We start from the raw sequence: 25,758 nt of genomic DNA on the forward strand, positions 1-25,758 counted from the left end.
CGGAAAACACGAATGACAAAGCAACCAACCAAACACGCCTTTTGCACAGATTACGCCCGTGCGGAAGGCGAACCCTTGGCAGGATGGGGTGCACATCAATCCCGCAACATTCTAATCCAGTGGCCGAAACGCCATTGGAAACATTCATTGCGCATCGCGGCTGGTATGTCCGATGATTTGGTCGCCGCAATCGACGAAAGCGTCGAACTGGGATGGCGGGTGAACCTGATCGACCGCAAACCCTATTTGGGCGAAACGCTGCGGGTCTACCAGTTTCCAGATGCGGTCGCCTTTGATATCTCACCCGATGATTTGCCCCGTTTGATCCGTGACATTACGTCTGGGAACACCAATGCACAGGCACCGCACCCCCTAACCAAACCTGTGATAACCTGCTGCACCCACGGAAAACACGACCGCTGTTGCGCCAAGTTCGGGTTTGCCAGCTACAAAGCGCTCGCTACCGCCGCCGAAGGCCGCGTCTCGGTCTGGGAAGTTACCCATCTTGGCGGATGCCGTTTGTCCGCCAGTGTCCTTGTGTTTCCGCAACTGCATAAATACGGACGGGTTGGCGTCAGCGATGCTGCGGGTTTGATTGATGCCGCCATAAACGGTGCTCCATACTTGCCAAAATATCGCGGCGCATCCCACCTGTCGCCGCCCGCCCAAGTTGCCGATCTCACTGTGTTGAAATCTTTAGCCGAGCAAGGTCGCGTTGGCCCCGTTTCGTTGACTGAAGTCAGCACAGGCGAAAATCACGTTCGATTTCACTTTACCTCTCCGAAGTTGACTGGAGAAGTCATCAGTACAGCCAACCAAATCGCCACCTACGGAAGCTGCGAAGATCTTGAAAACGAACCTGGCCCTAACAGCAAGACCATTTGGACTGCTAAGATTGTCCCAAGCGGTCCTTGAAGTGATCTTCACGCATTCGACAATTATTCTCGGTGGCATAAAATGCCAAAGCGGTCATTAGCGTAAATGCAGTGAATGCACAGTTTGTCCGCACTGCGGCTATTTATAATCATGCGACCGAACGTCTGTAACTCAACCCTAAGGCGGTTAACATAACACCCCTTAGCCGACGTTCACGCTTCGTTACGGCAAGCGATTTCAGCCAAAGGTTGTCTGCGCGTGAAGTTCATTGAAAGCGCACGCGCAGACACAATTGCCACAAACTGCCGGACATATGGTCCGACATGATGGGCCCAAACGGGATCGCCGCCATTCCCATCACCACGCTCGATCCGCCCCACAGTGCGGCGTCTCCTGTGGTCCCCGCGCTTCATGGATCCGGGTCCCCAAAATCTACTTCGCAAATCAAACTGCTTAAGACGCGAATGCCTCCCGTTCAGTGATCTTCTCAAACTCAGGCAGAAATTCCTCATGGTGCAGGGCGAGGTATTTGGTGATCCGCTCATTGCTCACCAACCGCGTAACGTAGCCCCGCGCCAAAACAAGGTCGAGATGATCAGCCCCATAACTGTCTTCGACCAAACGCACTTCTCGTTCGAGGTTGGCGGACTCGCGTTCCATCAGATCAAGCTGTTCGCGTGAGATGCCTTTTATCTTCTTCGGTGTCGCACCAGAGACCAGTTGGCTTTCAGGTGTCCCCGCCAAGAGAGATTGGGCGTAGTTAACGGTATATTTGTTCATCGTCATCATCAGCTGTGCCGCTTCTATCTGGCGCATTGGTTTCATTTTCTTGAGGATACGAAACCCGGTCAAAGCAACCTGCTTGTCTTTCAGCATTTCGGCGGCTTCAGGACAGATGCCATCAAGCAAACGCCGCTTTTCTTGAAGCGTCTTGATGTTCACATTCAATGCTTTTGCCAAACGTTCCTCAGATGCACCCAGGGTTAACGCGCGCAAAATCATCTTATGTTCTTGGATTGTCGCAAGCCTGCTGATCCGCTTGTTATAGGTGAAGGCTTCATCATCGGTGGAAATGATGCAGGGCGTCTCGCTCACGCCTTGATCCTTAAGCACTTCCAAGCGCAGATGCCCATCAAGCAACGTGTATTGCGTGGGATCTTGTCGATCACGGGTCACAACGATCGGCTCGACGAGGCCAATCTCTGCAATGGATGCGACAATCCGTTTGAATTTGACCGTCTCCTTCGTTTGCGGAGTCACGACATAAAGTGGTGCGATATGATCGAAAGCGATGCGTCGTAAGTCGCGCTCGAATGCGGCGGCAACAATCTGTTCTTTGTCTCCAGTTGTCATGTCATGGCACCATCAATGCGGGTCAATCGATCTGCGATTGTCTTGGGAATATTGGACAGGCCTTCTGCGCGCAAAAGCGTGACAAAGTTCTCGTCTGAAAACAGCGTTTTCAAGGACTGGGTCAGAAACATGATTTCGCTTCGTGTCGCCCCGGCCTTACGCAGCAGGATTTTCTTCTTTTCCACATCGTTTTGATAGGTTCGCAGCAATGTCTCAACAGAGAGGTTTTTGCGCGACCTCTTGTCTGAAGTGCCACGTCCTTTGCCAAACTGTTTGCGCGCTTCGACCAAACGCTTCGCCGCCATCAGACGACCACCGCGCAAAACCTTGCTTTCATAGGCCTGACGCAGCACCGTCTGTACGCCAACATCATCGGCCTCGGCTATATCGACGGCGACGCTAACTGGAATTTTCCCACTTTCAACGGCGCGCAAGAGCCGATGTTCATGGCTTTCCAGCAATCGAATGACACCGTGCACGTATTTGACCGATAGCTGGGTCTTCGCGGCGATCTCCCGCTCAGAGTATCCGCTGTCTTTGAGGCGTTTGATGTCCCTCAGTAGATCAAGCGAGTGGTGCTGCCTGCGTGCTAAGTTTTCGACGAGGCTCATCACGAGACAATCCTCAGAGCTGGCGGTGATGACAACTGCGGGTATTTTCTCTTGCTTTAAGGCCTTGAAGGCTTCCAACCGGCCTTGGCCACAGACCAATTCGTATGTCAGATCCCCGCACTCATCATTTTTGCGAGCGGCAACAGTGATCGGGCGTTTCAGGCCAAGTTCAGCGATGTTCGCGACGATTTCATCAAAGACCTTTTGATTGCGAATGCGCGGGTTGACCACGGTGATCGCATCAACCGCAATGAGCTCGGTGTGTTCCTGTGGGGCATCAGACATCATGCGACCTCCAAGACTGAAGTGCGCTCACACATGGTGAAGAATTTTGTGAGGTCATCAAGTCGATAAGCGTCGAGCGACAAGCCATTGCTTTCCGAAAGGCGCAATTTGGAACGTGTCATGTCGACAGTTGGCAGGAGGTAGTAATCTAGCGGTGTTTCATTTGCCTGATCCATGCGCACCACAACTGTGATGTCTGGCAAGAGACCCGTATCTAACCTGATGTTCCATCGATACGCACCGGCACCGGTCTGTGTGCATCTGGCGATGACAACAGAAGCGGAAAATTCATCATTCATGGTCAGAAGGCTCGTCTTGGTACCATGCTTGACCAGGCCGCCAACCTGTTCGATCCCACCTACTGTCTCATGGATGATTTCCGCATGCATCTTACGCAGGCGCTTGTTGATCTCGATGTAGCGATAGTCTCTGTCAGGGGTGAAGCCGACCAACTTATATGCTCTGAGTAAGCTACCAAACCTGCTTTGATATGCGCCACTGGACGGCAAGGCGCTGGCTTCGTTGATGACAATGCCAGATAGAAAGCCATGCATCTCAAGGGCGTCCCGCAATCCGTCCAACATTTCTTCGTCGGAGTAACGTTGTGCTTTGGTCGCAAAGATTGCCTTGGCTGCGGCAAACAATCCGGCATCTACAATGGCTTCGAACGCGCCCTCGGAGCGTACCCAGCTGTCAGGACTATTGTGTACATGGCGTTTCTTCAATTTGAATGAGCTGCGGTTCCAAATGTTGTTACCGATATACTTCTCGTTTGAGAGCAGCTGACGTACGACGGCAGGTGTCCAATCCCGGTCCAGATCCGTTTTGATCCCCTTGCTGTTCAGATCGGCGGCGATCATGGCTTCGGATTGATTGTCATCGACAAAGTTGCGGAAAATCTGGTTCACAATCGCGATCTCATCGTCCGGGCCCGGTACAAGTGTCACACGGTCCGTTTGAATGCTCTTATGTTCGCCACGAACGAGAATACCTTTCTGATTGCCAGTCTCATCAATCAGCATGCGGCGCAGGCCGTATCCGGGAGGGCCACCCTGACGATAGCCCATCTCAATCAACCGAGACTGACCCGCAAAGACCTTTTGCGATAGCTCGCGGCTATATTCACCGGCCATCGCGCGTTTGACGCCTTTTACAATAGTGGAAACAGGAGTGCCATCATTCTCAAATTGCTCGGCGCAGTACTCGACTGAGATGCCCGCACGTTTGCAGACAAATTCATAATATGCGCCTTCATCCGCGTCTTGAAACCGACCCCAGCGGCTGATGTCGTAGACTAGGACAGTGTTGAAGTCCGTTTTCCCGGCTTGGATGTCATTGAGCAGCTGCGTGAGGCCATCACGGCCCTCAATCCGCAGTCCGCTTTTACCCGCGTCGGAATAGGTTTTGACAATCCGATACCCCCGCTGTTCAGCGTATATGCTGATAGCATCTGACTGGTTTTCGGTAGAGTATCGCTGATGCTCGGTCGACATGCGGACGTATTGCGCAGCCCTCTGGCAGTTGTCGTGCTTGTGATCATCGTCTGGCTAACTCAATGCTGTGGCCCTCCATTATTCAAATTCGCAAACCTGTACGGGAACTCTGCGATTCCTTCCTCAATCTTAACGGGAAAGGATTGGAAGCATGTTTCATAAAAAGGGCAGCTTGTTTCATCGTGAATGCAAGGGACTGGTTTCTGCTTCAGAATACCGAAAGGCGATCAGTTCGGCGCTGTCTCAGGAATTGGGCGGCGCTGGTCGCGCGGCGAAAGAAACAGCTCGTTGGACGGGAAAAAGCGAACGAACAGCTAAAAACTGGATGTCGGAAACCTACGGTCCAACTGGTGAAAACCTGATTGAGCTGATGCGGCATTCAGACACCGTCCTTGACGTTGTCCTAGTTTTGGCAGGTCGTCACGAGGAACGGTTAGCTAGACGGTTCACCTTTGCTAGGGATGAAGTAGCTGAAGTTTTGCGTGGTCTTGATTCGATCTGTAGGCCCGATGACGGCTGATTGACCGCCTGCACCGTAATTCTTGAGATCTATCGCCTTTGGGCGAAAGGAAATCCTTTGAGTCGCAAAAGGCAAAGTTAGTGCGTTGCGGCTTCAAAATTCCCTTTCAAAATCAGACCTTGGTCATCTCGAAAAAGGTAAAACTATGTGTCGCCCCACAATATTATGTAAAACGACACATAGCTTCGTCTTTGATAAGCTGCGTCGTGCTTTCCCATCCAATAGTGGTTTTGCGCCCGACTTTAAAACCTCTTCTTCGGATAGATGTGGAGATGGTATGCGCGGCTCATAGAAGCTGTCGTGGAAATTTAGAAACTCTGCTGGATAGCCGCTGGTTCAACTGCGCGCCTAAAGCAGATCAAATTCATAAGTCCGCCGCTGGCTGAAAGTCAGGCTGTTTCTTTTCCACTAAGCTGGTAATCCTAGGGCCAGAAAAAGAGGCTAATCCTATGACATCACCTCAAACTGTTGGCAGTGAACTTGCGCAGGCGATTGTGGAATTTTCGCACTTGCCTGCGATGTCCGACAACGCTGGTACACTCACATATGACAGGTTGGGCCAGTTTGTTGCGGACTTGGGCCATCATTTGGATACATCGCAGGTTGTCGGTATTTTTGGCTCACCGGGTGTTGCAATGGCTGCAAGCGCGACGGCCTGCGTCATCTCTGGTCGTCCGTTTGTCCACCTTGATCCTGCCATGCCGCAGATCGTACAGCACAACATTGTGTCCGAACTGCAGGCCAGCCTGATTATTACCTGCGAAACACCTGAGCCGGGCCAATTGCCGGGCAGTTGCGAAACGATTGATGCCAATGAACTACTTGGACGCGCGGCAGCACCCTATGCACCGCTGTGTCCGGCCCCTGTCGCGCCGCATGATCCCATCTATCTTGTGGCCACATCTGGCACCACGGGTCGGCCCAAGTGCATCCCCGTAGCCCAAGACGCCGCTTTCCTGTCATATCAATGGCGCGACGCATTCACGCCATATGGCGTGGACATGCGCATTGGTATCTACGTCTTTGCGATTTGGGAGATGTTCCGCCCGCTCCGCAAAGGTGCAGGTCTGTGGTTTCCCGATGCCAGCACATTGTTCGCACCAAGAAAGTTGGCCGATTTTCTGATCGCGCATGACATTGATGAAATGCTGTTCACGCCATCGTTCTATGACACGTTTCTTAACGCGCTGGACGATCAAAAGGCAGCTGCGCTACCGCTCAGGCGGATTGTCCTGAACGGAGAGATCGTGAGCGATGATTTAATCACCGCGTCATTGTCCAAACTACCCGATGTTGCCTTGTGGAACCTCTACAGTATCTGTGAAACCCATGATGTCTGCATGTCGCATTTGACGGAACCGGCAGGTGATGCGCCCGCATCCGTTGGTGTTCCGATGGAATATTTGCGCGCTGTTATACTGGATGACAACGATACGCCCTGCCCGCCCGGCAGTTCGGGGCAGCTTCACTTTGAAGGGCCAAGGATGCTTGGTCCGGGGTATGTCAACCGTCCCGAGGAAACACGCCTGCGGTTTCGCGAACTGACCATCGACGGGCGCAAGGCGCGGCTTTATGACACCGGCGATCAGGCTTGGGTGGATGATACCGGCGCGCTGCATATTGAGGGGCGGATTGCCCATATGCTGAAATTACGCGGATTTTCGATCCAGACCAGAGAGCTGATTGATACCATGCGCGACCGCTTGGCCTTTTCCAGTGCAGCACCTTGGGTGTCAGAGGTCGGCGCGCGGGGTCAATCCCTGATCTTTTACTTCGCAGCTGATGCGGAACAGGCAAAACGCAATACTGACAACTGGGGGCTTGCGGCGGGCGCAAACAAAACCCCACCATCCCTTGCCGCTGACCTGCGATCTGTGCTGCCTGCGTATTGTGTGCCTTCATTCATTGTTCAGATGGATGCGCTGCCATTACACCCTGTATCCGGCAAGGCAGATATGCGGGCGTTGCCGCCGGTTGAGGAAGACACGTCTGCCATCGACAATGCGGAAGATGCGGTGATTGCTGCGGCGGCTTTGGCTATGTCTTGTGGACCGTCCGACATTGATCCCGCCCTTAGTTTTCATGATCAGGGCGGTGATTCACTGATGTGCGTCACGCTGATGCTTGAGCTTGAAAAAACCTATGGCATGCCCATCGACTTTGATCTTGCGATGAATGTACCGCTGCACCGGCTTGACCAGCTCATGACACAAGAGGCCGATGCGCCCGCACCAACAGAGGATTTCAACCGACGGGGTATTCTGTTGACCGGTACAACAGGGTTTTTGGGCGGGCATGTTTTGGCAAAGGCCGCTGGCGATCTGTCCGCGGACGAAGTTGTCTATTGCCTTGTCAGGGATAAAAATCGCGGTGCACGTGATCGCTTGAACGACGTGGCGCTTGCGCATGGTGTGCCCAAGGACCGCTATGTTATCGTGCACGGAACGTTGGATGCACCGCAGTTTGCGCTTGAACCTGATGCCTACGCCGCGTTGGCAAAATCAGTCACAAAAGTTGTTCATTGCGCGGCGATGGTCAACTTGGCCATTGGACGCAAAGACATGCTGGATTGGTCTGCACGCGGCATGGAAACGGTGCTTGGTTTCTGCACCGACGCGCAAGCAGATCTGCGCTTTACCTCATCAAGTGCGGTATTTCCCGACCAAGGTGGCCCGTGGCCGGAAGCGCCGGTGACACTGTGGGAAGGATGCACCGGTTATGGCGCAGCAAAAATTGCGGCTGAAGCTGCAATTCTGGCCTCGGGCATATCAGCCGCAATTGTGCGTTTGCCGTCACTTTATGATCTGGACACACCAAACCCACGCGACATCTATGAGATTATTCTAAAGGCGTCGCTACGTGCCGGATCTATGCCACAAGCGCTGGAATTTCCGATGACCGATGTGACCGCAGCCGCTGCATTTTTGCTGGGCGATGTCACCGCACCGGGCGGTGCGATCTACAACCTGATGGCCGATACCCGTATTCTACCGCAAGATCCGGCGGCATTGCCGACAACGCAATGGCTGGCGACAGCGGAACTGCCGCAAGGCATTGCCAAGGTCATTGCCGAGTTCCCGGACACTTTATGCGCCAATTCAGATTTTGAAAACGCCGCCGCACGCGCCGCTTGGGCCCGGGTCAGCGACCAGCCTTTCGACACAATAAGCGACGCTGACACTTTGCTGGCACGCCGCGCACGCGATTACCACAAAGATCCCGCATTAACCTGAAAGTCTTCCATCGTCAGTGCACGTGCTGCATCGCTGGCCAGAAACGCCGCAAGCTCGGCCACCTCGGAGGGCTGAACAAGCTGGTTCTGCGGGTTTGACTTGGCATATTCGGCCCTGACCTGATCCAGTGTTTGGCCTGTTGATTGCACATCGGCGTCGATAAACCGCTTAAGCATCTCGGTCTCGACCCAGGTTGGGCTGATAGAGACGCATGTGATGCCATGCGCCGCACCTTCAAGGCTGACGCAGCGACCCAAACCCAACAGTCCCGCTTTCGACGTACAGTATGCAGCGTTGTTTGCCATGCCATGATGTGCAGCCACAGAGGCCAGATTGATGATCCGCCCCCAACTAGCGCGTTTCATATGTGGCATCACCGCCCGTATCATGCGGAACGTGCCGCTGAGGTTGATGTCAATGTGATCGTCCCAAACCTGATCGGGATGATCAATCACGCCCGCTTCTTCGTAAACACCAGCGGCATTTACCAAAATATCAACGCCACCCCGCGTCACCACAACATGATCAACAAATGCATCGACACTTTCACGCGATCGAACGTCGAGGGCGGCTGCATGAATATGATCAGCATCCGCACCAAGCACGCTGCGCGCATAGTCCGCATCACCTGCACCGCGTGTACCAACAAAAACAATGGTTCCGTCCTTCGCTAGCCTGCGTGCAATGGCAAGCCCCATCCCCGACAGTCCACCTGTTATGATCGCTGTCTTGTGTTCTGATGTCATGCTGCGCCGCCTCTGCAAAAAATTCCCTGAGTTCGTATGCTAATTGCGGCACATCCAGACATGCAACACCACAAATTGCCTAGGCGGTCTCCTTACGCTTTTGTGCTGCTAACAGAAGGTGCTGCAACAACCCCGAATAGAGTTTTGTAAAGCTATGTAGCGTTGACCGGATAGGGTTTTACCAACCATACATGCACGTTTTTGGTCCCGATATATATTAGCAATCCACCTGCGCTGTGGCCTGACCTGAGCGCCTTGATGATTACTATGTATTCCCATAGCCCATAGAAAAAGGCCGCCCCGAATGGAGCGGCCTTTTCTTTCAGTCCAATGCCTAGCTTAAGCTGCCAACGCATCCTTGGCTTTGCCGACAACAGCAGCAAATGCCTCAGGCTCGTTCACGGCAAGATCGGCCAGGACTTTACGGTCCACTTCGATCCCGGCCAGTGTCAGGCCATTGATGAACTTGGAATAGTTCAGTGTTTCGTCAACCGAACGCACACCTGCGTTGATCCGCTGAATCCACAAAGCGCGGAAGTTGCGCTTGCGGTTGTGGCGATCACGGGTTGCATATTGGTTGGCTTTGTCGACTGCCTGTGCGGCTACCTTGAATGTCTTGGAACGACGGTCATAATAACCTTTGGCCTGATCCAGAACTTTCTTGTGACGACGGTGCGTGACGGTTCCACCTTTAACGCGCATATCTCAAATCCCCCTGATTAACGTGCGTAAGGCATCATCGGTTTGATGATACCTTCGTCAGCTTTGCTCAATGTGGTTGTCCCACGAGCGTTACGAAGGAATTTGTTGGAACGTTTGATCATCCCGTGGCGCTTACCGGCCTGGCCAGCAAGCACACGGCCAGTCGCCGTAACCTTGAACCGCTTTTTGCAGCTCGATTTTGTCTTCATCTTCGGCATTTCCGTCTCCTATTTAAGTCGGTCGAAACGCGCGACTCGGCATGCCATTTAAGCCGGACGCGCGGGTTGAAGGCGGCAAATACGACAGCCCTCGCTTTATTGCAAGGGTGTTTGGCGTTAATTGTTAAGCAGATCACCCACAACACTGACGATCACATCATCCACTGTGTCCAGCGCATAAGCGCCGGGGTTTTCCTGTGCGGCATAGGCCATTGCCACACCGCCAAGTATCAGCAATATAATCGCCGCTTTGGGCCAGCGCCAATCAGCATAGGCGCTGACAGCAGATGGAATTGCAAAGGCCACCAAAGCCAGCCCCGTCACGAAAAGAAGATCGAAATCCATTGCTGTCGTCCTGCTTTACGCCCCTAACAAGACCTTACTCTTGCTCAACAGCGTAAATCAAACGTTCAGCACAAGGTGCAACCCGCAAAATATTTGTAGACCCAGGTGTGTTGAACGGGACACCCGCTGTTACAACGATCATATCGTCCTCGCCGGCCAACCCTTGCGCCTTTGCAGCGCGCACAGCGGCGATGACCGCATCTTTAAAACGGTCCACATGCCCTGTCACAGCACAGTTTGTGCCCCAAGACAGGCACAGACGCCGTGCGGTGGTGATATGGTTGGTCAATGCGATGATCGGAACACGGGGCCGTTCACGTGACGTCAACAATGCTGTCGTGCCCGACTGCGAAAAGCAGCAGATCGCTTTGACATCCGTCGTTTCCGCAATTTCGCGGGCGGCTGATACGATGCCGTCAGCAACAGTCTTGCCTTCGGCCTTGCGCGACGCTTCGATAATGTCGGTATAGGTCGGATCTGCCTCCACCTCGCCTGCGACGTTGTTCATCGTGGTAACTGCTTCGATGGGGTAGGATCCGGCGGCGGATTCAGCCGACAGCATGATCGCGTCTGCACCTTCGTAAATAGCTGTGGCCACGTCTGACACTTCGGCGCGTGTCGGCATCGGGGAATCGATCATCGATTCCAGCATTTGTGTGGCCACAATTACAGGCTTGGCCGCCGCACGGCACTTGCGCACCAGTTGCTTTTGGATGGGGGGCACGTTTTGGACAGGCAATTCAACACCCAGATCGCCCCGCGCGACCATGATGCCGTCGGACGCGGCCAGAATGCTGTCAAAGGATTTCACCGCATTGGGCTTTTCGATCTTCGACAGGATCGCCGCGCGTCCCTTGGCCAGTCCGCGCGCCTCTTCCACGTCAGCGGCCCGCTGCACAAAGGACAGGGCCAGCCAATCGACACCGAGTTCGCAAACAAATTCTAGATCTTTGCGATCCTTTGGCGACAAAGCCGCCACAGGCAGCGTGACGTCAGGGACGTTTACGCCTTTGCGATTGGAAATCGTACCACCCACGATGACTTCGCAATTGGCGAAATCCGCACCGCAGTCCTTGACCCGCAGTTTAATCTTGCCGTCGTTGACCAGCAAATGCGCGCCGGGTTCCAACGCGTCAAAAATTTCCTTGTGGGGCAGTTTCACGCGGTTCACGTCACCTTCAGCATCATCCAGATCAAGACGGAAAGGTGCGCCCGGCACCAGTTCTTCTTCACCATTTGCAAAGACACCTACGCGCAGCTTTGGCCCCTGCAAATCGGCCAGAATGGAAATCGGGCTATCAAGGTCTTTTTCCACTTGCCGAATGATTTCATGACGCACCTTAATTTCGGCATGATCGCCATGAGACATATTCAGCCGAAAGACATCTGCGCCCGCTTCATGTAGCGCCCGGATCATGTCGTAATCGTTTGAGGCTGGGCCGAGTGTGGCAACAATTTTCACATTGCGGTGGCGTCTCATATCAAATCCTTCGTGCGTCGGGTTCATATCGCTGGGCCGTTAGCGGTAACAGCATGCGTTGCGCCCTTATTGCGCAATTCCATTCCGCCTACAACTAGCCTAAAGCTCGTGTCAAAGGAATGACACGACAATGACGCAAGAACCATTTGAAATCATAGGGGCAGATCGCCCCGGCCGGTGGCTTGTGGCCTGTGACCACGCCACCAATATCATTCCCGATTGGGTCCATAACGGCGATCTGGGGTTGCCTGCCGCCGATATGGGCCGCCACATCGCCTATGACATTGGTGCAGCGGGGGTGACACGGCAATTGGCCAAGGCCTTGGACAGCCCTGCCATCCTGTCCCGCTTTTCCCGTTTGGTCTGTGATCCAAACCGCGGCGAGGATGATCCGACCATCATGATGCGCCTTTACGACGGCACGATCATCCCCGGCAATCGCAACGCCGATGACGCAGAAAAGGAAGAGCGGCTGCAAAGGCTTTACCGTACGTATCACGCCGCCTATGCCAGCTTGGCGAACACGATGAAGGCCCCCGTGATCTGTGCCGTGCACAGCTTCACCCCGCGGCTGAACGGTCGTCACCCCCGCCCGTGGGAAATCGGCATTCTTTATGCCGATGACGCCCGCCTTGCGATCCCGTTCATGCAGGCCTGTCGTGACCAAGGCTGGTGCACCGGCGACAACCAACCCTACGCAGGCCACCTGCCCGGTGACGCCGTGGACCGCCATGCATTGCAGCATGGCCGCCCGAATGTGCTGATTGAGTTACGTCAGGACCTGATCGCCGACGAAGCCGGACAAACCCTTTGGGCAAACAGACTGGCCCCTATATTATCAAATGTACTGGCCCAGTCGGGTCTTTGAGAGGACACGCCATGGACGACCAAACACGTATTGAGCTTGAAGCCGCTGCATTCCGCCGCCTGCAAAAGCACCTGATGGAAGACCGAACCGACGCGCAGAATATCGACATGATGAATTTGGCCGGGTTCTGCCGGAACTGCCTGTCACGCTGGTATCAGGAAGCCGCGAATGAGCGCGGGATCGAGATGACCAAGGACGAAGGCCGCGAAGCGTTCTATGGGATGCCTTTCGCGGAATGGAAAGAGAAGTACCAGACCGAGGCATCGCCTGATGCGAAAGAAGCCTTCAAGGATAGCCACGGATAGGACCCTGCCATGCTCGAACGCCTGACCGCCTTTTTCGGCAACCCCGCTGGATACCATACTGCACTACCGGAGGCTGATGCTGGGCATGCATTGGGCGCGTTGTTGGTGCGGGCAGCCAAAGCGGATGACGCCTATCTGTTCGAGGAAATCGCCCTGATTGACCGCATTCTTGGACAACGGCACAATCTAAATCCGGTCGAGGCCGCCAAAATGCGCGCCGAATGTGAATTGCTGGAACGGGAAATTCCCCGCACCAAAGAGATCGCCACGATCTTGGAAAAGGCGATCAGTACCGACGAGAAAGAAGCGACGCTCATCGCACTTTGGCGCGTGGTTTTTGCCGATGGGGTAAGGCGGGACGAAGAAAACAAGCTGCTGCACCGGATCGAAGAGGTGTTGGGGGTGGCACCGGCGCGGGCGCAAGAATTGCAGAAGTTGGCTGAGGGGTAGGACTTGCGCATTCGTGTGTACGCTCTCGTCACTCTAACTTGTTGGATTTTTGCATGAATAAACTCCCGAAGACCGACGTAGAAAGAGAGTTTGTCGACTGGCTGTTAGAGCAGAAACACCTCGAATATTTAGTCAATTTCGATCAATGCATCGAACCCAATTACGACGACTATGACCAGCGAAGCTACATTCTCAGATTGCGAAGTAGTGATCGGTCGTCACTGCACGTCATTTTTACTGCAAAGGACTAGAATTGGTGGCGCGGACACTGAAGACATCTTTTGCCCCATCGGGCTGCATCACTCCATCTGTCGAGACCTGAGTCATCAAAGGACCAGCCACATGACCCATGACGAGATTATCCAGACGATTGCCACTGCCACACGCGATGCCGCTGGGGTCAAAGCGCTGTTTCTCAGCGGAAGTTACGGCAACGGGATGGCGGATGCTTACAGCGACATTGATTTCATCATGGTCGCCGAGGATGGTGCGACCGATGCAATTGCCGAAATGTGGAAAAATGCGGTGGGCCAAACCGGCGAAATCGTTCTTTGGTGGGACCGTACAACGGTACCTGTGCTAATCAATGCAATCACGGCAGACTGGACCCGCACCGATCTGATTATTCTCAAGCCCGACCAGATGAAGGCCCATGCGCAAAACACACTGAAACCATTATTTGACCACGACGGTATTTACGGCGGTTTGCCGGAAAACGCCTTGCCACCGCAACCCAGCTCGGCGCGGTTTTTATATCATGTTGAAGAGTTCATTCGCGTCTTAGGCCTGCTGCATCTTGCCGTGGGGCGCGAAGAATACATCAATGGGGTGTTGGGGGTTTTCCACTTACGCAACAAACTGGTAGATTTGTTGATTGCAGAAACAAATGCGCCCAATCGTGGCGGTGTGTTGCACCTTAACCGGCTTATTCCGGATGAACAGAAAGCGCTGATGATGTCGCTGCCAGCCCCGGTGGCAGAGCGCGACGCGATCATCAAAGCACATCTGGCCTACGCCGCGGCTTTCCTGCCACGCGCGCGCAAAAGAGCTGCCGACTTAGGTGTCGATTGGCCAGGACGGTTTGAAGCGGTGACCTGGGCAAAGTTGCAAGACGCATTAGGGATAGAGCGACCTTATGATCACGTCCCGTAGGTCGCAGCCCGCCCTGAAGCTACGCGTATTGTCGAGGAGAACCCCGACCTACACCGCCATCTTGCGGCTCTCATCCAGATAAATCTCGCGCAGTCGCGCGGCCACTGGCCCCGGCGCACCTGCACCAACAGCCACCCCGTCAACCTCGACCACAGGCATTACGAATGTGCTGGCTGAGGTGATGAACGCTTCATCCGCGTCTTGCGCCTCGGCAATAGTAAAGCTGCGCTCTTCGACTTTCATCTGCGCCTCTTTGGCAAACCGCAAAACTGCGGCGCGGGTTATCCCGTGCAGAATTTCATTGCCCAGATGGCGCGTGATGATCGTGTTGCCTTTGATAATATAGGCGTTGTTCGAGGTGCCCTCGGTCACCGCCCCATCCTCGACCATCCACGCGTCATCGACGCCGGCGGCCTTGGCCATCATCTTGCCCATTGAGGGGAAGAGGAGCTGCACGGTTTTAATGTCACGGCGCGCCCAGCGCTGATCTTCGATTGAGATAACCTTGATGCCTTTCTTGGCGGCTGGACTGTTGGCCAGACCGGGCTTGTCTTGGGTAAACAGCACAACGGTGGGAGTTGTTGTTTCAGGGTCAGGAAACACGAAATCACGATCATCAGGTGCGCCGCGGGTGATCTGTAGATAGATCAGCCCGTCTTCAACATAATTAAGACGCACCAATTCGCGGTGGACCTCCAGCAAATCGGGCAGCACATCCGGATGCGGCATGTCCAGTTCATTCAGTGACCGCTCCAACCGTTTGGCGTGGCCTGCAAAATCAATCAGCTTGCCATCCAGAACAGAGGTCACTTCGTAAACACCATCGGCCATCAGAAATCCGCGATCAAAGATCGATACTTTGGCTTCGTTTTCGGGCAGATACGCGCCGTTGACATAGACTGTTCTCATGATCATCCCCAAAGTGCTGTGGCGGGCGGGTGCACGCCGTGTTCATCGAATTGCAAAGGCTCATCCCGGTCTTCGGCTAACAGAAGCGGTCCGTCAAGGTCTGTGAACGCCACACCCTGCGCAAGGATGGTGGCGGGGGCCATGGCAAGCGATGATCCGACCATACAGCCGACCATTACGCTATGGCCTTCGGCCAGCGCCTGACGTTTCAACGCCAAAGCTTCGGTCAGGCCACCGGTCTTATCCAGCTTAATATTCACCATATCGTATTTACCACGCAGCCCCGGCAGGCTGGCACGGTCATGGCAGCTTTCATCGGCACAAACCGGCAGCGGGCGGGCAATCTCGGCCAGCATATCATCCTGACCGGCGGGCAAAGGCTGTTCGACCATCTGCACACCAAGGCGGATCAGATGTGGGGCAAGGTCGGCGTAAATGTCTGCGGTCCAGCCTTCATTGGCATCCACGATGATCGGCACATCAGGCGCGCCACGGCGCACAGCCTCCAGACGGGCCATATCATCCGCTGTGCCCAGTTTGATCTTGAGCAGAGGACGATAAGCGTTTTGTGCTGCCTGTTGTGCCATCTTTTCGGGAGTATCCAGCGATAGGGTATAGGCTGTCATCTCTGGCTCTGGGGTGGGCAACCCCAATAGATCCCAAACCCGCTTGCCCGCGCGCTTTGCGGCATGATCCCAGAACGCGCAATCCAGCGCGTTGCGCGCGGCACCGGCGGGCAGCGCATCGGGAAGATCGGGCCATGCCCCCGAAAAACCTTCAATCTGGGCCGTCACACTGTCTATCGTTTCGCCGTAACGACCATAAGGGACACATTCACCTCTTCCGCGCGCACCATCGCCTTGCACCGAAACGGTCAAAACTTCGGCCTGCGTGCGCGACCCGCGGCTGATCGTAAAGACCTGCGCCAATTGAAACACATCACAGGCAACGGATATTTGCATTACTTATCTTCTCATGTTCAAAAATACCTCCGCCGGAGGCATTAAAGTTTTTCGAGGGCATCCACCAAACGTCCAGCGCCCTGCCGGAAAGTATCGACCGTGGGCAGGCCCATACGGTCTTCAACCTGGGCCATATAGGCCAACGCGTCTTGTTCTGACAGATGCTGGGTGTTTACCGAAATGCCAGTGATCTGGCATGCTGGGTTCGCGACACGGGCGATTGGCAAAGCAGTGTCCCGCAAGGTTTCAAGGCTGGGCAAATCATAATCGGGCAGGCCGCGCATGTGGGTGCGTGTCGGCTCGTGCGACAGGATCAAGGCGTCAGGCTGGCCCCCGTGGATCAACGCCATGGTCACGCCGGAATAAGAAACATGGAACAGGCTGCCCTGCCCTTCGATATGGTCCCAGTGATCGGTATCATTGTCAGGGGTCAGGTATTCGACGGCACCGGCCATGAAGTCGGCAATCACAGCATCCAAAGGCACGCCGCCACCTGTGATCAAAATACCTGTCTGGCCGGTCGGGCGGAAGGTGGATTTCATGCCGCGCCTTTGCATTTCAGCGTCCATCGCAAGGCCGGTGTACATCTTGCCAACAGAGCAATCGGTGCCAATCGCAAGACAACGCTTGCCGATCCGTTTCTTCCCATTTGCAATCGGGTAAGCAACCGAGGGAATACGCACATCAAACAATGTGCGGCCGTTCACGCGGGCAGCAGCAACCAGCTCATCCTCGTTCCGCAACAGATTGTGCAAACCAGAGGCAATATCAAACCCCATCTGCAGTGCTTTGACCAACACCTCTTTCCATGCCTTTGAAATATAACCGCCCCGGTTTGCCACCCCGATGACAAGGGTCTGCGCGCCAGCGGCGCGTGCCTCTTCCAGCGTCATGTCACCGATGCCAACGTCAGCGCCGCAACCGGGCATCCGGAATTGGCCAACAGCGTTTTCTGGCCGCCAGTCCTTGATCCCCTGCGCCACCTTGGCGGCAAGTTGATCCGGTGCATCGCCGAGAAACAAAAGATAGGGGGTCTGGATCATGACAAGGCTCCAATAACAAAAGATTCGCGTTGTGGCGAAGATATTGGGCATGGCAGCGCAATGTCATCGCAGAATAGATCGGTATTGATATTGATTGCGCCAGTTTCTTGCGCAAATAGCTTCAATCATCGAAGGAATAAGCGTCGATCCATGTAAGGTGGATCATGATCCACCTTACCAAACAAAAAACCCGGGCGCGAACGCCCGGGCATTGCAAAACTGATCCGAAAGATATCAGCCCTTTGCGAATTCCGGGTAGGCCTCCATGCCAAGCTCTGACACATCCAGCCCATCAATCTCGGACTGTTCAGAGACACGGATACCCACGACCCCTTTCAGGATCGTCCACGCCACAAGGCTGACCACGAAGGTGAAACCGCCGATAGCGATAAACCCGATGAACTGCGTGACAAAATTGCTGTCCGCGCCGGCATAGACCGGCACAACAATCGTGCCCCAAAAGCCCGCAACAAGGTGAACCGAGATTGCACCAACAACGTCATCAATCTTGAGCTTGTCAAAGAATGGCACCGCAAAGACCACGATGATACCACCGACAGCACCGATCCAAAGCGCACCAAACAAGGTAGGCTCTAGTGGGCTGGCTGTGATGGACACCAGACCGGCCAATGCGCCGTTCAGCACCATGGTCAGGTCAGGCTTTTTGTACATCACATTGGTCATGATCAACGCTGCAACAGCACCGGCAGCCGCCGCCATGTTGGTGTTGGCAAAGATACGGCCCACGTCTGTGATGTCGCCCACTGTACCCGCAGCCAGCTGCGAACCACCGTTAAAGCCGAACCAACCCAGCCACAGGATGAATGTACCCAAAGTGGCCAGTGCAAGGTTTGAACCCGGCATCGGGATGACTTTGCCATCCTTGTATTTGCCGATCCGCGCACCAAGCACGATTGCACCTGCAAGGGCTGCGAAACCACCGGCTGCGTGCACAACAGTTGAACCGGCGAAGTCATAGAAGCCCATCTCGGACAACCAGCCGCCGCCCCACTGCCAGGAGGCACCAATTGGGTAGATCAGACCCGTCAGGATCACGACGAAGATCAGGAAGGGCCACAGCTTGATACGCTCAGCCAATGTACCCGATACGATAGAGGCCGTAGTTGCACAGAACATCAACTGAAAGAAGAAGTCAGAGGCAACAGAGGCGTAGTCAAGCGCTGCATCTGCAGTAGCCAAACCGACGGGTTCAAGCGATGTTGGAAGGAATGTGCCGAACCAACCTGGGATGATCCAAGCGTCGCCCGGGTACATCAGATTAAAACCGACCAACCAATACATGATGGCGGACAGTGAATAAAGCGCGATGTTCTTGGTCAGCTGTGTTGTGACGTTTTTTGACCGCACAAGGCCCGCTTCCAGCATGGCAAAACCAGCGGCCATCCAAAACACAAGGAAACCACCGATCAGGAACAATAGCGTCGTGTAGATGTAGCCGCCAGAAAACAGAGGGCTGTAGAGTTTATCAACCACACCTGCTGCTGCTTCTGCAGGATCATCACCTGCATCAATAGCTTCCTGTGCAGCCGCGGCTGCTTCTGCAATCACACGCTCGCGCATGATTTCGTCTGGCGTAAGATATGCTGCTTCACCGGCCGCAACCGCTTCGGGTGATGGCTCGTCCTGGGCCATGCTCACGGATGGGATCGTGATCAGCGCGGCCGTTAGCAGCGCGAGCATGCTAAAAAGTAAATTCTTAAGTTTCATAAATCTGTCCCTCGTTCCGCGATCAAAGCGCGTCATCATTGGTCTCGCCGGTCCGCACGCGCATGGCACTTTCCACGTCGAGAACGAAAATCTTGCCGTCGCCGATTTTCTCGGTCTTGGCGGTGGTTGCGATGGTGGATACGACCTGATCAGCCATGCTGTCTTGCACCACGATCTCAAGCTTGACCTTGGGCACGAAATTCACGGCATATTCCGCACCGCGGTAAATTTCAGTGTGGCCGGATTGAGAGCCGAAGCCCTTGATTTCAGACACCATCATGCCGCGCACGCCAACGGTGGTCAGTGCTTCGCGGACCTCCTCCAGCTTGAACGGTTTGATTGTTGCAATGATGAGTTTCACGTTCTTCCCCTTGCAAATTCTCTTGCAGACCCTCGTTTCGGCAGCGCCTGCTTGCACGCACTGACAAAGCGCGAGTCTGGCGGCGCGACAAGATTGCCGCACCTGCATAATGATCTGTTAACGATAGCTTTTGCACAATTTTTGCACAAATCAACTGCTTCGCCTAATTATTATGCAAAGTAAAAAGGCGCCTATTGCGACTCATCCCCGCTCTACATTCGGTTCGGATGGCGTTATAGTGATTTCAAAATAGACCCAAAGCAGTCAATCGAGCGGATCATGAGTGGAAACGGCAAAAAGCGGCCCCCTTTGGTGGCTGACAAGCGCTATGCAGCCAAACCTGCGGCCAAAAAGACGGGCGCGCCCAAGAAAACAACCGCAAAACCTGCGGCCCGCAAACGCAAGGTGGCCCCAAAGAAGGCCCATCCAAGCGGGTCCATGGGCTGGTTCCTGACCCCTTTTCGATGGCTGGTCCGCCTGATCTGGGCCTTCACATGGCGCGTTGGTCTTGTAACCGCGCTGATTATCGGCGGATTTTCGTTCTATTTCGCCGCTCAAATGTCCGACATCGCCGAACTGGTTGATCAACGCACCCGTGGCTCTGTCACCATGACCGATCTGCAAGGCGAGGTTTTCGCATGGCGCGGCGACCAGTTTGGCGGGATGGTCACGACCGATACGGTGTCACCGCATTTGCACAATGCCGTTGTCGCGACCGAGGATAAGCGGTTCTATCGCCATCTTGGAATTTCGCCGCGCGGCATCGCCTCTGCCGTCCGCATCAACCTGCGTGAAGGGCGCGGTCCACTGTCTGGCAACGGCGGCTCGACCATCACGCAACAGACAGCAAAGCTGTTGTGCCTTGGTGTGCCGTATGATCCTGCCAAATGGGACAGCGAGCGCGACTATGAGGCTGATTGCCGCCGTACCACGCTGTGGCGCAAAGCACGCGAGGCTGTGTTCTCGGTTGGCATGGAGATTGCCTATACCAAAGAAGAAATCCTGACCATCTATCTGAACCGCGCCTATCTGGGTGCAGGCAGCCGGGGATTTGAGGCCGCAGCACAGCGTTACTTTGGCATCTCCGCCGCTGAGGTGAACCCGGCACAGGCAGCGATGCTGGCAGGTTTGTTGACCGCCCCTTCCGCGAATGCGCCAACCCGTAATCTGCAACGCGCCCAAGATCGCGCGTCTATTGTCATCGGATTGATGGAAGATCAGGGCTATATCTCAGAGTCGCAGGCCCGCGAAGCACGCCTGAACCCCGCGACCTTGTCAGAGGCGGCGCGCGCCAGTTCTGGCGGGTTCTTTGCTGACTGGGTGATGGCCAGCGGGCCAGAATTCTTTACCCGCGACACAACCGAAGATGTGGTGATCCGCACAACGCTGGATCAACGCATTCAAACTGCGGCAGAAGATGCCCTGATCCAAGTGTTCCAAAACGACGTGCGCGAGGGGTCAGAGGCGCAGGCAGCCATTGTCGTTATGTCTGCCGATGGTGCGGTCCGTGCCATGGTCGGTGGGCGCAACATTAGTGCAACAGGCGCGTTCAACCGGGCCACACAGGCGCTGCGGCAGACCGGATCGGCGTTCAAACCGTTCATCTATGCTGCGGCCCTTGATCTGGGCATGTCGCCCTATGACATGATTGACGATGCCCCTGCGTGCTGGACGCGCCCCGGCTCACCGCAATGGTGCCCTGAAAACTATGACCGTGAATTCGTTGGTCCAGTGACTTTGGTGGACGCGCTGGCGACCAGCCGCAATATCCCGGCCATTACCTTGTCGGAAGAGGTCGGGCGCGGTTTGGTCAGCGAAGTCGCCAACGGTTTTGGTGTGCAAGGCGATCTGGCCGCTGGCCCTGCGCTGGCGCTGGGTGTGTCCGAAAGCACATTGCTGGATATGACAGGTGCCTTTGCCGGCATCCTGAACGGTGGATCACAGGTCACACCTTATGGGCTGACCGACCTGCGGTTGATGGGGGATGATACCCCATTGATGGACGCAACCGGCGTGGGCATCGGAGAGCGGATCATCCGTGAAGAGGCCGCGCGCCAACTGACGTGGATGATGACCAAAGTCGTCGAAGACGGCACCGGGCGTCGTGCCCGTATTGACGGATGGCCGATTGCGGGCAAGACCGGCACGACCCAAGGGTCGCGTGATGCGTGGTTCATTGGGTTCACCGGGGATTACGTGACCGGTGTCTGGATGGGATATGATGACAATAGCCGCCTAAGCGGTGTTACCGGCGGTGGACTGCCTGCCACGATCTGGCGCGAAACGATGTTGCGTGTGCTTAGTGGGCGACAGCCAACGCCATTGCCGCTGATGATCCCGCAGCAACCGGCCTCAACAGGTGTTTTGGAAAGCCAGGGCGGGCAAGCGCCAGCGCAGGATATCCTGAACCTGTTGGACAGTATTCTGACAACCGGCAACTAGGTCGCGTTCTATAGAGCTGCAGTTGATTGCACCCTGCCCGTTTGCCCGCTAGCGTCTGGGCAAATAATAAAGGGAGACCGCAATGAGCGTGATTGAAACCAAGCTGGCTGAACTGGGCGTGACATTGCCAGATGCACCCGCACCAGCGGCCAATTATGTGCCTTATGTTGTCTCAGGCGACATGGTGTATGTATCGGGCCAAATCTCGGCCAATGCTGACGGTATGATTACGGGCAAACTGGGTGCTGATATGGACGCGCAGGCTGGAGCGGATGCGGCGCAAACCTGTGCGGTCAATTTGTTGGCGCAACTCAAAGCAGCGTGCGACGGCGATATTGATCGCCTTGTCCGCGTTGTAAAGCTGGTGGGTTTTGTAAATTCGACCGCTGATTTCGGGGATCAGCCCAAGGTTATCAACGGCGCATCCGATTTCATGGTTGCCGCTTTAGGCGATAAGGGTCGCCATGCCCGGTCTGCCGTAAGTGCCGCCAGCCTGCCTTTTGGCGTCGCTGTTGAAATCGAAGCGATCTTTCAGATCAAATGACCCTGCCTGCGTCGTTTATTTCCCGCCCGATCACCCATCGCGCCTTGCATGACCGCAACGCGGGGCGGGTTGAGAATAGTGTGAAATCCATTCAGGCCGCTTTGGATGCTGACTATGGCATTGAGATGGATGTGCAATTGACCCGCGATGGTCATGCGATGGTGTTTCATGATGATCGGCTGGATCGGCTGACGGGCGAAACAGGACCAGTGTGGGATCGAACGCGCGCAGAGCTAGAGGCGACCCCCCTGACCGATGACGGTGGCACAATCCCATCGCTTGAGGCTGTGCTGGCGCAGGTTGCGGGTAAGGTCCCGCTGCTGATCGAGATCAAGGATCAGGACGGTGCGATGGGGCCAGACATCGGCCCGCTTGAGGCTGCGACCTGTGCAGCCTTGAAGGACTATGAAGGCGATGTCGCCTTGATGTCGTTTAATCCGCACGCGGTTGCAGCCTGCGCTGACATTGCCCCGGACATCCCCCGCGGCATCGTCACCTCAAGCTATCAGGCGCAGTTCTGGCCAGAGGTCCCTGATCGCGTCAGGGGCGTGCTGCGCGAAATTCCTGATTATGACCGGGTTGGCGCTTGCTTTATCAGCCACGAATCCACCGATCTTGATCGCCCGCGTGTGGCCGCGTTAAAGACGCAGGGTGCGCAAATCCTGACTTGGACCATCCGGTCCGCCAAAGCCGAGGCTGAGGCAAGGCGCATTGTCGATAATGTCACATTCGAAGGCTACTTGGCTTGACGCCGCGCGCGATGCGCCCAAGTTGCACCTTATGAGCGACGCACCCATCGAGATTACCGCCCACCCGACGATGAACGCGATTGATGCGGATGATTGGGATGCCTGCGCCTGCCCCGAGGCTGCGGATGGTCGCCCTTATGATCCGTTTACGACGCATCGGTTTTTAAAGGCGCTGGAGGAGAGCGGTTCGGTTGGTCCGGGCAGCGGCTGGCAGCCGCGCTATGTGACGGCCAAGCAGGATGGCGAAATGATTGCGGCAGCCCCGCTTTATGCCAAGGGGCATTCACAGGGCGAATATATCTTCGATCATAACTGGGCGCATGCTTTTGAAAATGCAGGCGGACGGTACTACCCGAAGTTACAGATCGCTGTGCCGTTTACACCAGCGACAGGCCGGCGGTTTTTGACCAAGCCCGGGCACGAGGTGACGGGCATGTCGGCCCTGATCCAAGGTGCGGTACAGATTGCTGCCGATAATGAGCTATCATCGGTTCATGCCACCTTTTGTACTGAAGCAGAGGCGATTGCCGGGGCTGAGATGGGGTTGCTAACCCGGATCGGCCAGCAATTTCATTGGCTGAATGATGGCTATGCGGATTTCGATGCGTTCCTTGGGTCACTTTCCAGCCGCAAGCGCAAGAACATGCGCAAAGAGCGCGCGCAAGCGAATGGCTTTGGTGGTGATATTGTTGAACTGACAGGCGACCAGATCAAACCCGAACATTGGGACGCGTTTTGGGTATTCTATCAGGACACCGGCAACCGCAAATGGGGCACACCATATTTGACGCGGGCGTTCTTTGACCTTGCCCAAGAAACGTTACGCGATGACATGCTGATGGTGCTGGCAGTCCGTGATGGGCGGCCTGTAGCGGGCGCGCTGAATTTCATCGGGCGCGATACGCTTTATGGCCGCTATTGGGGCTGCACCGAACATCACCCCTGCTTGCACTTTGAGGTCTGCTATTACCGCGCCATCGACTATGCGATCCGGCACGGGCTAGGTAAGGTTGAGGCAGGGGCGCAGGGCGAACACAAACTGGCGCGCGGTTATCTGCCGGTGGCCACCCATTCGTTGCATTGGTTTGGCGATGCGGGGTTCAAAGATGCCGTCGCCCGCTATCTAGAGGCTGAACGCGACGCCGTGGACAATGAAATCGAAGTGTTGACCACTTATGGCCCATTCCGCAAAACAAATATGGAGGATCACCAATGACCGACAAACTGACCGCAGCAGAACATGCAGAGAAAATTGACCCGCTCCTCGAGAATGGATGGACTTTGGTGGATGGGCGCGAGGCGATTTACAAAAAATTCGTCTTTGCAAACTTCGTCGAAGCCTTTGGGTTTATGACCCGTGCGGCGATCCATGCGGAAAAGCTGAACCACCATCCTGAATGGTCCAACGTCTATAAAACCGTCGAAGTGACCTTGACGACGCATGATGCAGGTGGCCTAAGCGCGCTCGACGCGCAATTGGGTGCGACATTGGATAAACTCGCCGGGGGCTGACTTGGACGAACTGCTGAATACCGTCATCTGGGATGGAAACACCATTGCGGACCTGCTGACACTTGAATTTCTGGCATCCGCCGTGGGCAATGTGCTGGCCGCGCTTGCGATCTTGTTCATTGGCTTTCTGGTGGGGGGATGGGTCCGGCGCAGACTTGTCAGTCTGGGTGGTAAACATGCCCACCTTGATATCACATTGTTCAACTTTCTGGGCAATGTGGCGCGCTACATTGTCATCGGCTTTGCGTTTCTTTTCGTGCTCAATACCTTTGGGGTGCAAACCACATCCGTCGTCGCCGTCATTGGTGCTGCGGGTCTGGCGATTGGTCTGGCACTGCAAGGGACGCTGTCGAATGTGGCCGCTGGCGTGATGATTGTGTTTTTCCGTCCCATCAAAATCAGTGATTTTGTCGAGGTGAACGGGCAAATGGGCACGGTCAAGGACATCACCCTGAACTACACAGAGCTTGCGTCGCTTAGCAATGTCCAAATCATTATCCCCAATTCAGAAGTGTGGGGGAATACGATCGTCAACTATTCCACCTATGACACCCGTCGCGCAGAGTGGACCTTTGGTGTCGGCTATGGCGCCAACCTAAAACTGGCAGAAGAGACAATCCGCACAACCATCCTGGCCGATCCCCGCGCCAAGCCTGACCCGGCGCCGTTCATTCAGGTGAATAACCTTGGTGACAGTTCGGTCGATTTTCTGGTGCGGGTCTGGTGCGACAGCAGTGAATATTTCGCCTTTCAGGCCGACATGAAACGGCAGGTAAAAGAAGCGCTGGATGGGGCTGGCGTTGACATTCCATTCCCGACGCGGACCGTGGTGCAAGTGCAGGGTTAACAAAGAACGCCACGCCCGCTTGGG

General features: G+C 55.2%; 26 protein-coding genes and 1 pseudogene. 13 read left to right on the top strand and 14 right to left on the bottom strand.

Annotated elements, in window-relative coordinates; translation table 11 throughout:
* Positions 1–12: 12 nt before the first annotated feature.
* The gene (locus RCCS2_RS03865; protein ID WP_008231503.1) at positions 13–915 is read left to right on the top strand and encodes a sucrase ferredoxin; all 903 of its coding nucleotides are present in this window, start codon (positions 13–15) and stop codon (positions 913–915) included.
* Between the two features lie 173 nt (positions 916–1,088).
* On the opposite strand, the gene RCCS2_RS18285 is transcribed toward RCCS2_RS03865, so the two are convergent.
* The 4 genes and pseudogenes from RCCS2_RS18285 to RCCS2_RS03880 all read right to left on the bottom strand — a co-directional run.
* Positions 1,089–1,289 (bottom strand): hypothetical protein, encoded by a 201-nt coding sequence (locus RCCS2_RS18285; RefSeq protein ID WP_156788414.1) that lies wholly within the window; start codon positions 1,287–1,289, stop codon positions 1,089–1,091.
* 40 nt (positions 1,290–1,329) lie between these two features.
* Complete coding sequence (locus RCCS2_RS03870) at positions 1,330–2,229, bottom strand: plasmid partitioning protein RepB C-terminal domain-containing protein (protein WP_008231506.1); 900 nt, start codon at positions 2,227–2,229, stop codon at positions 1,330–1,332.
* Complete coding sequence (locus RCCS2_RS03875; RefSeq protein WP_008231507.1) at positions 2,226–3,128, bottom strand: plasmid partitioning protein RepB C-terminal domain-containing protein; 903 nt, start codon at positions 3,126–3,128, stop codon at positions 2,226–2,228. Before RCCS2_RS03875 ends, RCCS2_RS03870 begins: the two co-directional genes overlap by 4 nt.
* Positions 3,125–4,636, bottom strand: a pseudogene (locus RCCS2_RS03880) (recombinase family protein); the annotation flags it as partial. The pseudogene RCCS2_RS03880 and the gene RCCS2_RS03875, both read right to left, overlap by 4 nt.
* 133 nt (positions 4,637–4,769) lie before the next feature.
* On the opposite strand from RCCS2_RS03880, the gene RCCS2_RS03885 reads away from it, so the two are divergent.
* Together RCCS2_RS03885 and RCCS2_RS03890 are read left to right on the top strand one after the other, a co-directional pair.
* Entirely contained in the window at positions 4,770–5,138 is a 369-nt protein-coding gene (locus RCCS2_RS03885) for a hypothetical protein (RefSeq protein ID WP_008231509.1), read from the top strand.
* A gap of 449 nt (positions 5,139–5,587) precedes the next feature.
* A complete protein-coding gene (locus tag RCCS2_RS03890) occupies positions 5,588–8,371 on the top strand; it encodes an AMP-binding protein (RefSeq protein WP_008231510.1) in 2,784 nt (927 codons plus the stop codon).
* Here RCCS2_RS03890 and RCCS2_RS03895 read toward each other — a convergent pair.
* From RCCS2_RS03895 to pyk, 5 genes are all read right to left on the bottom strand, one after another.
* Complete coding sequence (locus RCCS2_RS03895) at positions 8,344–9,117, bottom strand: SDR family NAD(P)-dependent oxidoreductase (RefSeq protein ID WP_008231512.1); 774 nt, start codon at positions 9,115–9,117, stop codon at positions 8,344–8,346. The genes RCCS2_RS03890 and RCCS2_RS03895 overlap by 28 nt on opposite strands.
* A gap of 339 nt (positions 9,118–9,456) precedes the next feature.
* A complete protein-coding gene (gene rplT, locus RCCS2_RS03905; RefSeq protein ID WP_008231517.1) occupies positions 9,457–9,819 on the bottom strand; it encodes a 50S ribosomal protein L20 in 363 nt (120 codons plus the stop codon).
* 17 nt (positions 9,820–9,836) lie between these two features.
* A complete protein-coding gene (rpmI, locus tag RCCS2_RS03910; RefSeq protein ID WP_008231519.1) occupies positions 9,837–10,037 on the bottom strand; it encodes a 50S ribosomal protein L35 in 201 nt (66 codons plus the stop codon).
* A gap of 117 nt (positions 10,038–10,154) precedes the next feature.
* On the bottom strand, positions 10,155–10,382 hold the full coding sequence (locus tag RCCS2_RS03915) for a hypothetical protein (RefSeq protein ID WP_008231521.1): 228 nt from the start codon (positions 10,380–10,382) through the stop codon (positions 10,155–10,157).
* 34 nt (positions 10,383–10,416) lie between these two features.
* Positions 10,417–11,862 (bottom strand): pyruvate kinase, encoded by a 1,446-nt coding sequence (gene pyk, locus RCCS2_RS03920; RefSeq protein ID WP_037293513.1) that lies wholly within the window; start codon positions 11,860–11,862, stop codon positions 10,417–10,419.
* Positions 11,863–11,992: 130 nt separating this feature from the next.
* Here pyk and RCCS2_RS03925 point away from each other — a divergent pair, with 130 nt between their 5' ends.
* The 4 genes from RCCS2_RS03925 (at position 11,993) to RCCS2_RS03940 (ending at position 14,637) form a co-directional block, all read left to right on the top strand.
* The gene (locus RCCS2_RS03925; protein WP_008231527.1) at positions 11,993–12,730 is read left to right on the top strand and encodes an N-formylglutamate amidohydrolase; all 738 of its coding nucleotides are present in this window, start codon (positions 11,993–11,995) and stop codon (positions 12,728–12,730) included.
* A gap of 11 nt (positions 12,731–12,741) precedes the next feature.
* On the top strand, positions 12,742–13,035 hold the full coding sequence (locus tag RCCS2_RS03930; protein ID WP_008231529.1) for a DUF1244 domain-containing protein: 294 nt from the start codon (positions 12,742–12,744) through the stop codon (positions 13,033–13,035).
* A gap of 9 nt (positions 13,036–13,044) precedes the next feature.
* Positions 13,045–13,485: a TerB family tellurite resistance protein gene (locus RCCS2_RS03935; protein WP_008231532.1), complete on the top strand. Its 441-nt coding sequence runs from the start codon at positions 13,045–13,047 to the stop codon at positions 13,483–13,485.
* Between the two features lie 342 nt (positions 13,486–13,827).
* A complete protein-coding gene (locus tag RCCS2_RS03940) occupies positions 13,828–14,637 on the top strand; it encodes an aminoglycoside 6-adenylyltransferase (protein ID WP_008231535.1) in 810 nt (269 codons plus the stop codon).
* 48 nt (positions 14,638–14,685) lie between these two features.
* Here the strand turns inward: RCCS2_RS03940 and RCCS2_RS03945 are convergent, their stop codons facing one another.
* From RCCS2_RS03945 to RCCS2_RS03965, 5 genes are all read right to left on the bottom strand, one after another.
* Complete coding sequence (locus tag RCCS2_RS03945; protein WP_008231537.1) at positions 14,686–15,552, bottom strand: D-amino-acid transaminase; 867 nt, start codon at positions 15,550–15,552, stop codon at positions 14,686–14,688.
* Entirely contained in the window at positions 15,549–16,508 is a 960-nt protein-coding gene (dgcA, locus tag RCCS2_RS03950) for an N-acetyl-D-Glu racemase DgcA (protein ID WP_008231540.1), read from the bottom strand. The genes RCCS2_RS03945 and dgcA overlap by 4 nt, the downstream gene beginning before the upstream one ends.
* Before the next feature lie 41 nt (positions 16,509–16,549).
* On the bottom strand, positions 16,550–17,551 hold the full coding sequence (dgcN, locus tag RCCS2_RS03955) for an N-acetyltransferase DgcN (protein WP_008231542.1): 1,002 nt from the start codon (positions 17,549–17,551) through the stop codon (positions 16,550–16,552).
* Positions 17,552–17,785: 234 nt separating this feature from the next.
* Positions 17,786–19,132: an ammonium transporter gene (gene amt / locus RCCS2_RS03960; protein ID WP_037293515.1), complete on the bottom strand. Its 1,347-nt coding sequence runs from the start codon at positions 19,130–19,132 to the stop codon at positions 17,786–17,788.
* A 169-nt stretch (positions 19,133–19,301) separates the two neighbouring features.
* Complete coding sequence (locus RCCS2_RS03965) at positions 19,302–19,640, bottom strand: P-II family nitrogen regulator (protein WP_008231546.1); 339 nt, start codon at positions 19,638–19,640, stop codon at positions 19,302–19,304.
* A gap of 279 nt (positions 19,641–19,919) precedes the next feature.
* Here RCCS2_RS03965 and RCCS2_RS03970 point away from each other — a divergent pair, with 279 nt between their 5' ends.
* The 6 genes from RCCS2_RS03970 to RCCS2_RS03995 all read left to right on the top strand — a co-directional run bounded on the left by RCCS2_RS03970 (position 19,920) and on the right by RCCS2_RS03995 (position 25,734).
* Positions 19,920–22,082 (top strand): transglycosylase domain-containing protein, encoded by a 2,163-nt coding sequence (locus RCCS2_RS03970; RefSeq protein ID WP_008231548.1) that lies wholly within the window; start codon positions 19,920–19,922, stop codon positions 22,080–22,082.
* Between the two features lie 82 nt (positions 22,083–22,164).
* Positions 22,165–22,626 (top strand): RidA family protein, encoded by a 462-nt coding sequence (locus RCCS2_RS03975; RefSeq protein ID WP_008231550.1) that lies wholly within the window; start codon positions 22,165–22,167, stop codon positions 22,624–22,626.
* Positions 22,623–23,375 carry a glycerophosphodiester phosphodiesterase family protein gene (locus RCCS2_RS03980; RefSeq protein ID WP_008231552.1) on the top strand — a complete coding sequence of 251 codons (753 nt, stop codon included), beginning with the start codon at positions 22,623–22,625 and terminating at the stop codon, positions 23,373–23,375. The genes RCCS2_RS03975 and RCCS2_RS03980 overlap by 4 nt, the downstream gene beginning before the upstream one ends.
* Positions 23,376–23,406: 31 nt before the next feature.
* Positions 23,407–24,591, top strand: coding sequence for a GNAT family N-acetyltransferase (locus RCCS2_RS03985; protein WP_008231555.1), 1,185 nt, complete (start codon positions 23,407–23,409; stop codon positions 24,589–24,591).
* Positions 24,588–24,887, top strand: a complete 300-nt coding sequence (locus RCCS2_RS03990) for a 4a-hydroxytetrahydrobiopterin dehydratase (protein ID WP_008231557.1) — start codon at positions 24,588–24,590, stop codon at positions 24,885–24,887. Before RCCS2_RS03985 ends, RCCS2_RS03990 begins: the two co-directional genes overlap by 4 nt.
* A gap of 1 nt (position 24,888) precedes the next feature.
* Positions 24,889–25,734 (top strand): mechanosensitive ion channel family protein, encoded by an 846-nt coding sequence (locus tag RCCS2_RS03995; RefSeq protein WP_008231558.1) that lies wholly within the window; start codon positions 24,889–24,891, stop codon positions 25,732–25,734.
* Positions 25,735–25,758: the final 24 nt, after the last annotated feature.

Source organism: Roseobacter sp. CCS2 (genome assembly GCF_000169435.1).
In the GTDB taxonomy this organism is placed as follows: Bacteria; Pseudomonadota; Alphaproteobacteria; order Rhodobacterales; family Rhodobacteraceae; genus Yoonia.

Excerpts from the sequence above, each read along its gene's own strand:
- RCCS2_RS03940 (WP_008231535.1), top strand. The coding sequence starts at position 13,828 with ATGACCCATGACGAGATTATCCAGACGATTGCCACTGCCACACGCGAT.
- rplT (WP_008231517.1), bottom strand. The coding sequence starts at position 9,819 with ATGCGCGTTAAAGGTGGAACCGTCACGCACCGTCGTCACAAGAAAGTT.
- RCCS2_RS03865 (WP_008231503.1), top strand. The coding sequence starts at position 13 with ATGACAAAGCAACCAACCAAACACGCCTTTTGCACAGATTACGCCCGT.
- RCCS2_RS03915 (WP_008231521.1), bottom strand. The coding sequence starts at position 10,382 with ATGGATTTCGATCTTCTTTTCGTGACGGGGCTGGCTTTGGTGGCCTTT.
- RCCS2_RS03975 (WP_008231550.1), top strand. The coding sequence starts at position 22,165 with ATGAGCGTGATTGAAACCAAGCTGGCTGAACTGGGCGTGACATTGCCA.
- RCCS2_RS18285 (WP_156788414.1), bottom strand. The coding sequence starts at position 1,289 with ATGAAGCGCGGGGACCACAGGAGACGCCGCACTGTGGGGCGGATCGAG.
- RCCS2_RS03895 (WP_008231512.1), bottom strand. The coding sequence starts at position 9,117 with ATGACATCAGAACACAAGACAGCGATCATAACAGGTGGACTGTCGGGG.
- dgcN (WP_008231542.1), bottom strand. The coding sequence starts at position 17,551 with ATGATCCAGACCCCCTATCTTTTGTTTCTCGGCGATGCACCGGATCAA.
- dgcA (WP_008231540.1), bottom strand. The coding sequence starts at position 16,508 with ATGCAAATATCCGTTGCCTGTGATGTGTTTCAATTGGCGCAGGTCTTT.
- RCCS2_RS03925 (WP_008231527.1), top strand. The coding sequence starts at position 11,993 with ATGACGCAAGAACCATTTGAAATCATAGGGGCAGATCGCCCCGGCCGG.
- RCCS2_RS03935 (WP_008231532.1), top strand. The coding sequence starts at position 13,045 with ATGCTCGAACGCCTGACCGCCTTTTTCGGCAACCCCGCTGGATACCAT.
- RCCS2_RS03930 (WP_008231529.1), top strand. The coding sequence starts at position 12,742 with ATGGACGACCAAACACGTATTGAGCTTGAAGCCGCTGCATTCCGCCGC.
- pyk (WP_037293513.1), bottom strand. The coding sequence starts at position 11,862 with ATGAGACGCCACCGCAATGTGAAAATTGTTGCCACACTCGGCCCAGCC.
- RCCS2_RS03875 (WP_008231507.1), bottom strand. The coding sequence starts at position 3,128 with ATGATGTCTGATGCCCCACAGGAACACACCGAGCTCATTGCGGTTGAT.
- amt (WP_037293515.1), bottom strand. The coding sequence starts at position 19,132 with ATGCGCGAGCGTGTGATTGCAGAAGCAGCCGCGGCTGCACAGGAAGCT.
- RCCS2_RS03885 (WP_008231509.1), top strand. The coding sequence starts at position 4,770 with ATGTTTCATAAAAAGGGCAGCTTGTTTCATCGTGAATGCAAGGGACTG.
- rpmI (WP_008231519.1), bottom strand. The coding sequence starts at position 10,037 with ATGCCGAAGATGAAGACAAAATCGAGCTGCAAAAAGCGGTTCAAGGTT.
- RCCS2_RS03980 (WP_008231552.1), top strand. The coding sequence starts at position 22,623 with ATGACCCTGCCTGCGTCGTTTATTTCCCGCCCGATCACCCATCGCGCC.
- RCCS2_RS03990 (WP_008231557.1), top strand. The coding sequence starts at position 24,588 with ATGACCGACAAACTGACCGCAGCAGAACATGCAGAGAAAATTGACCCG.
- RCCS2_RS03985 (WP_008231555.1), top strand. The coding sequence starts at position 23,407 with ATGAGCGACGCACCCATCGAGATTACCGCCCACCCGACGATGAACGCG.
- RCCS2_RS03970 (WP_008231548.1), top strand. The coding sequence starts at position 19,920 with ATGAGTGGAAACGGCAAAAAGCGGCCCCCTTTGGTGGCTGACAAGCGC.
- RCCS2_RS03890 (WP_008231510.1), top strand. The coding sequence starts at position 5,588 with ATGACATCACCTCAAACTGTTGGCAGTGAACTTGCGCAGGCGATTGTG.
- RCCS2_RS03870 (WP_008231506.1), bottom strand. The coding sequence starts at position 2,229 with ATGACAACTGGAGACAAAGAACAGATTGTTGCCGCCGCATTCGAGCGC.
- RCCS2_RS03945 (WP_008231537.1), bottom strand. The coding sequence starts at position 15,552 with ATGATCATGAGAACAGTCTATGTCAACGGCGCGTATCTGCCCGAAAAC.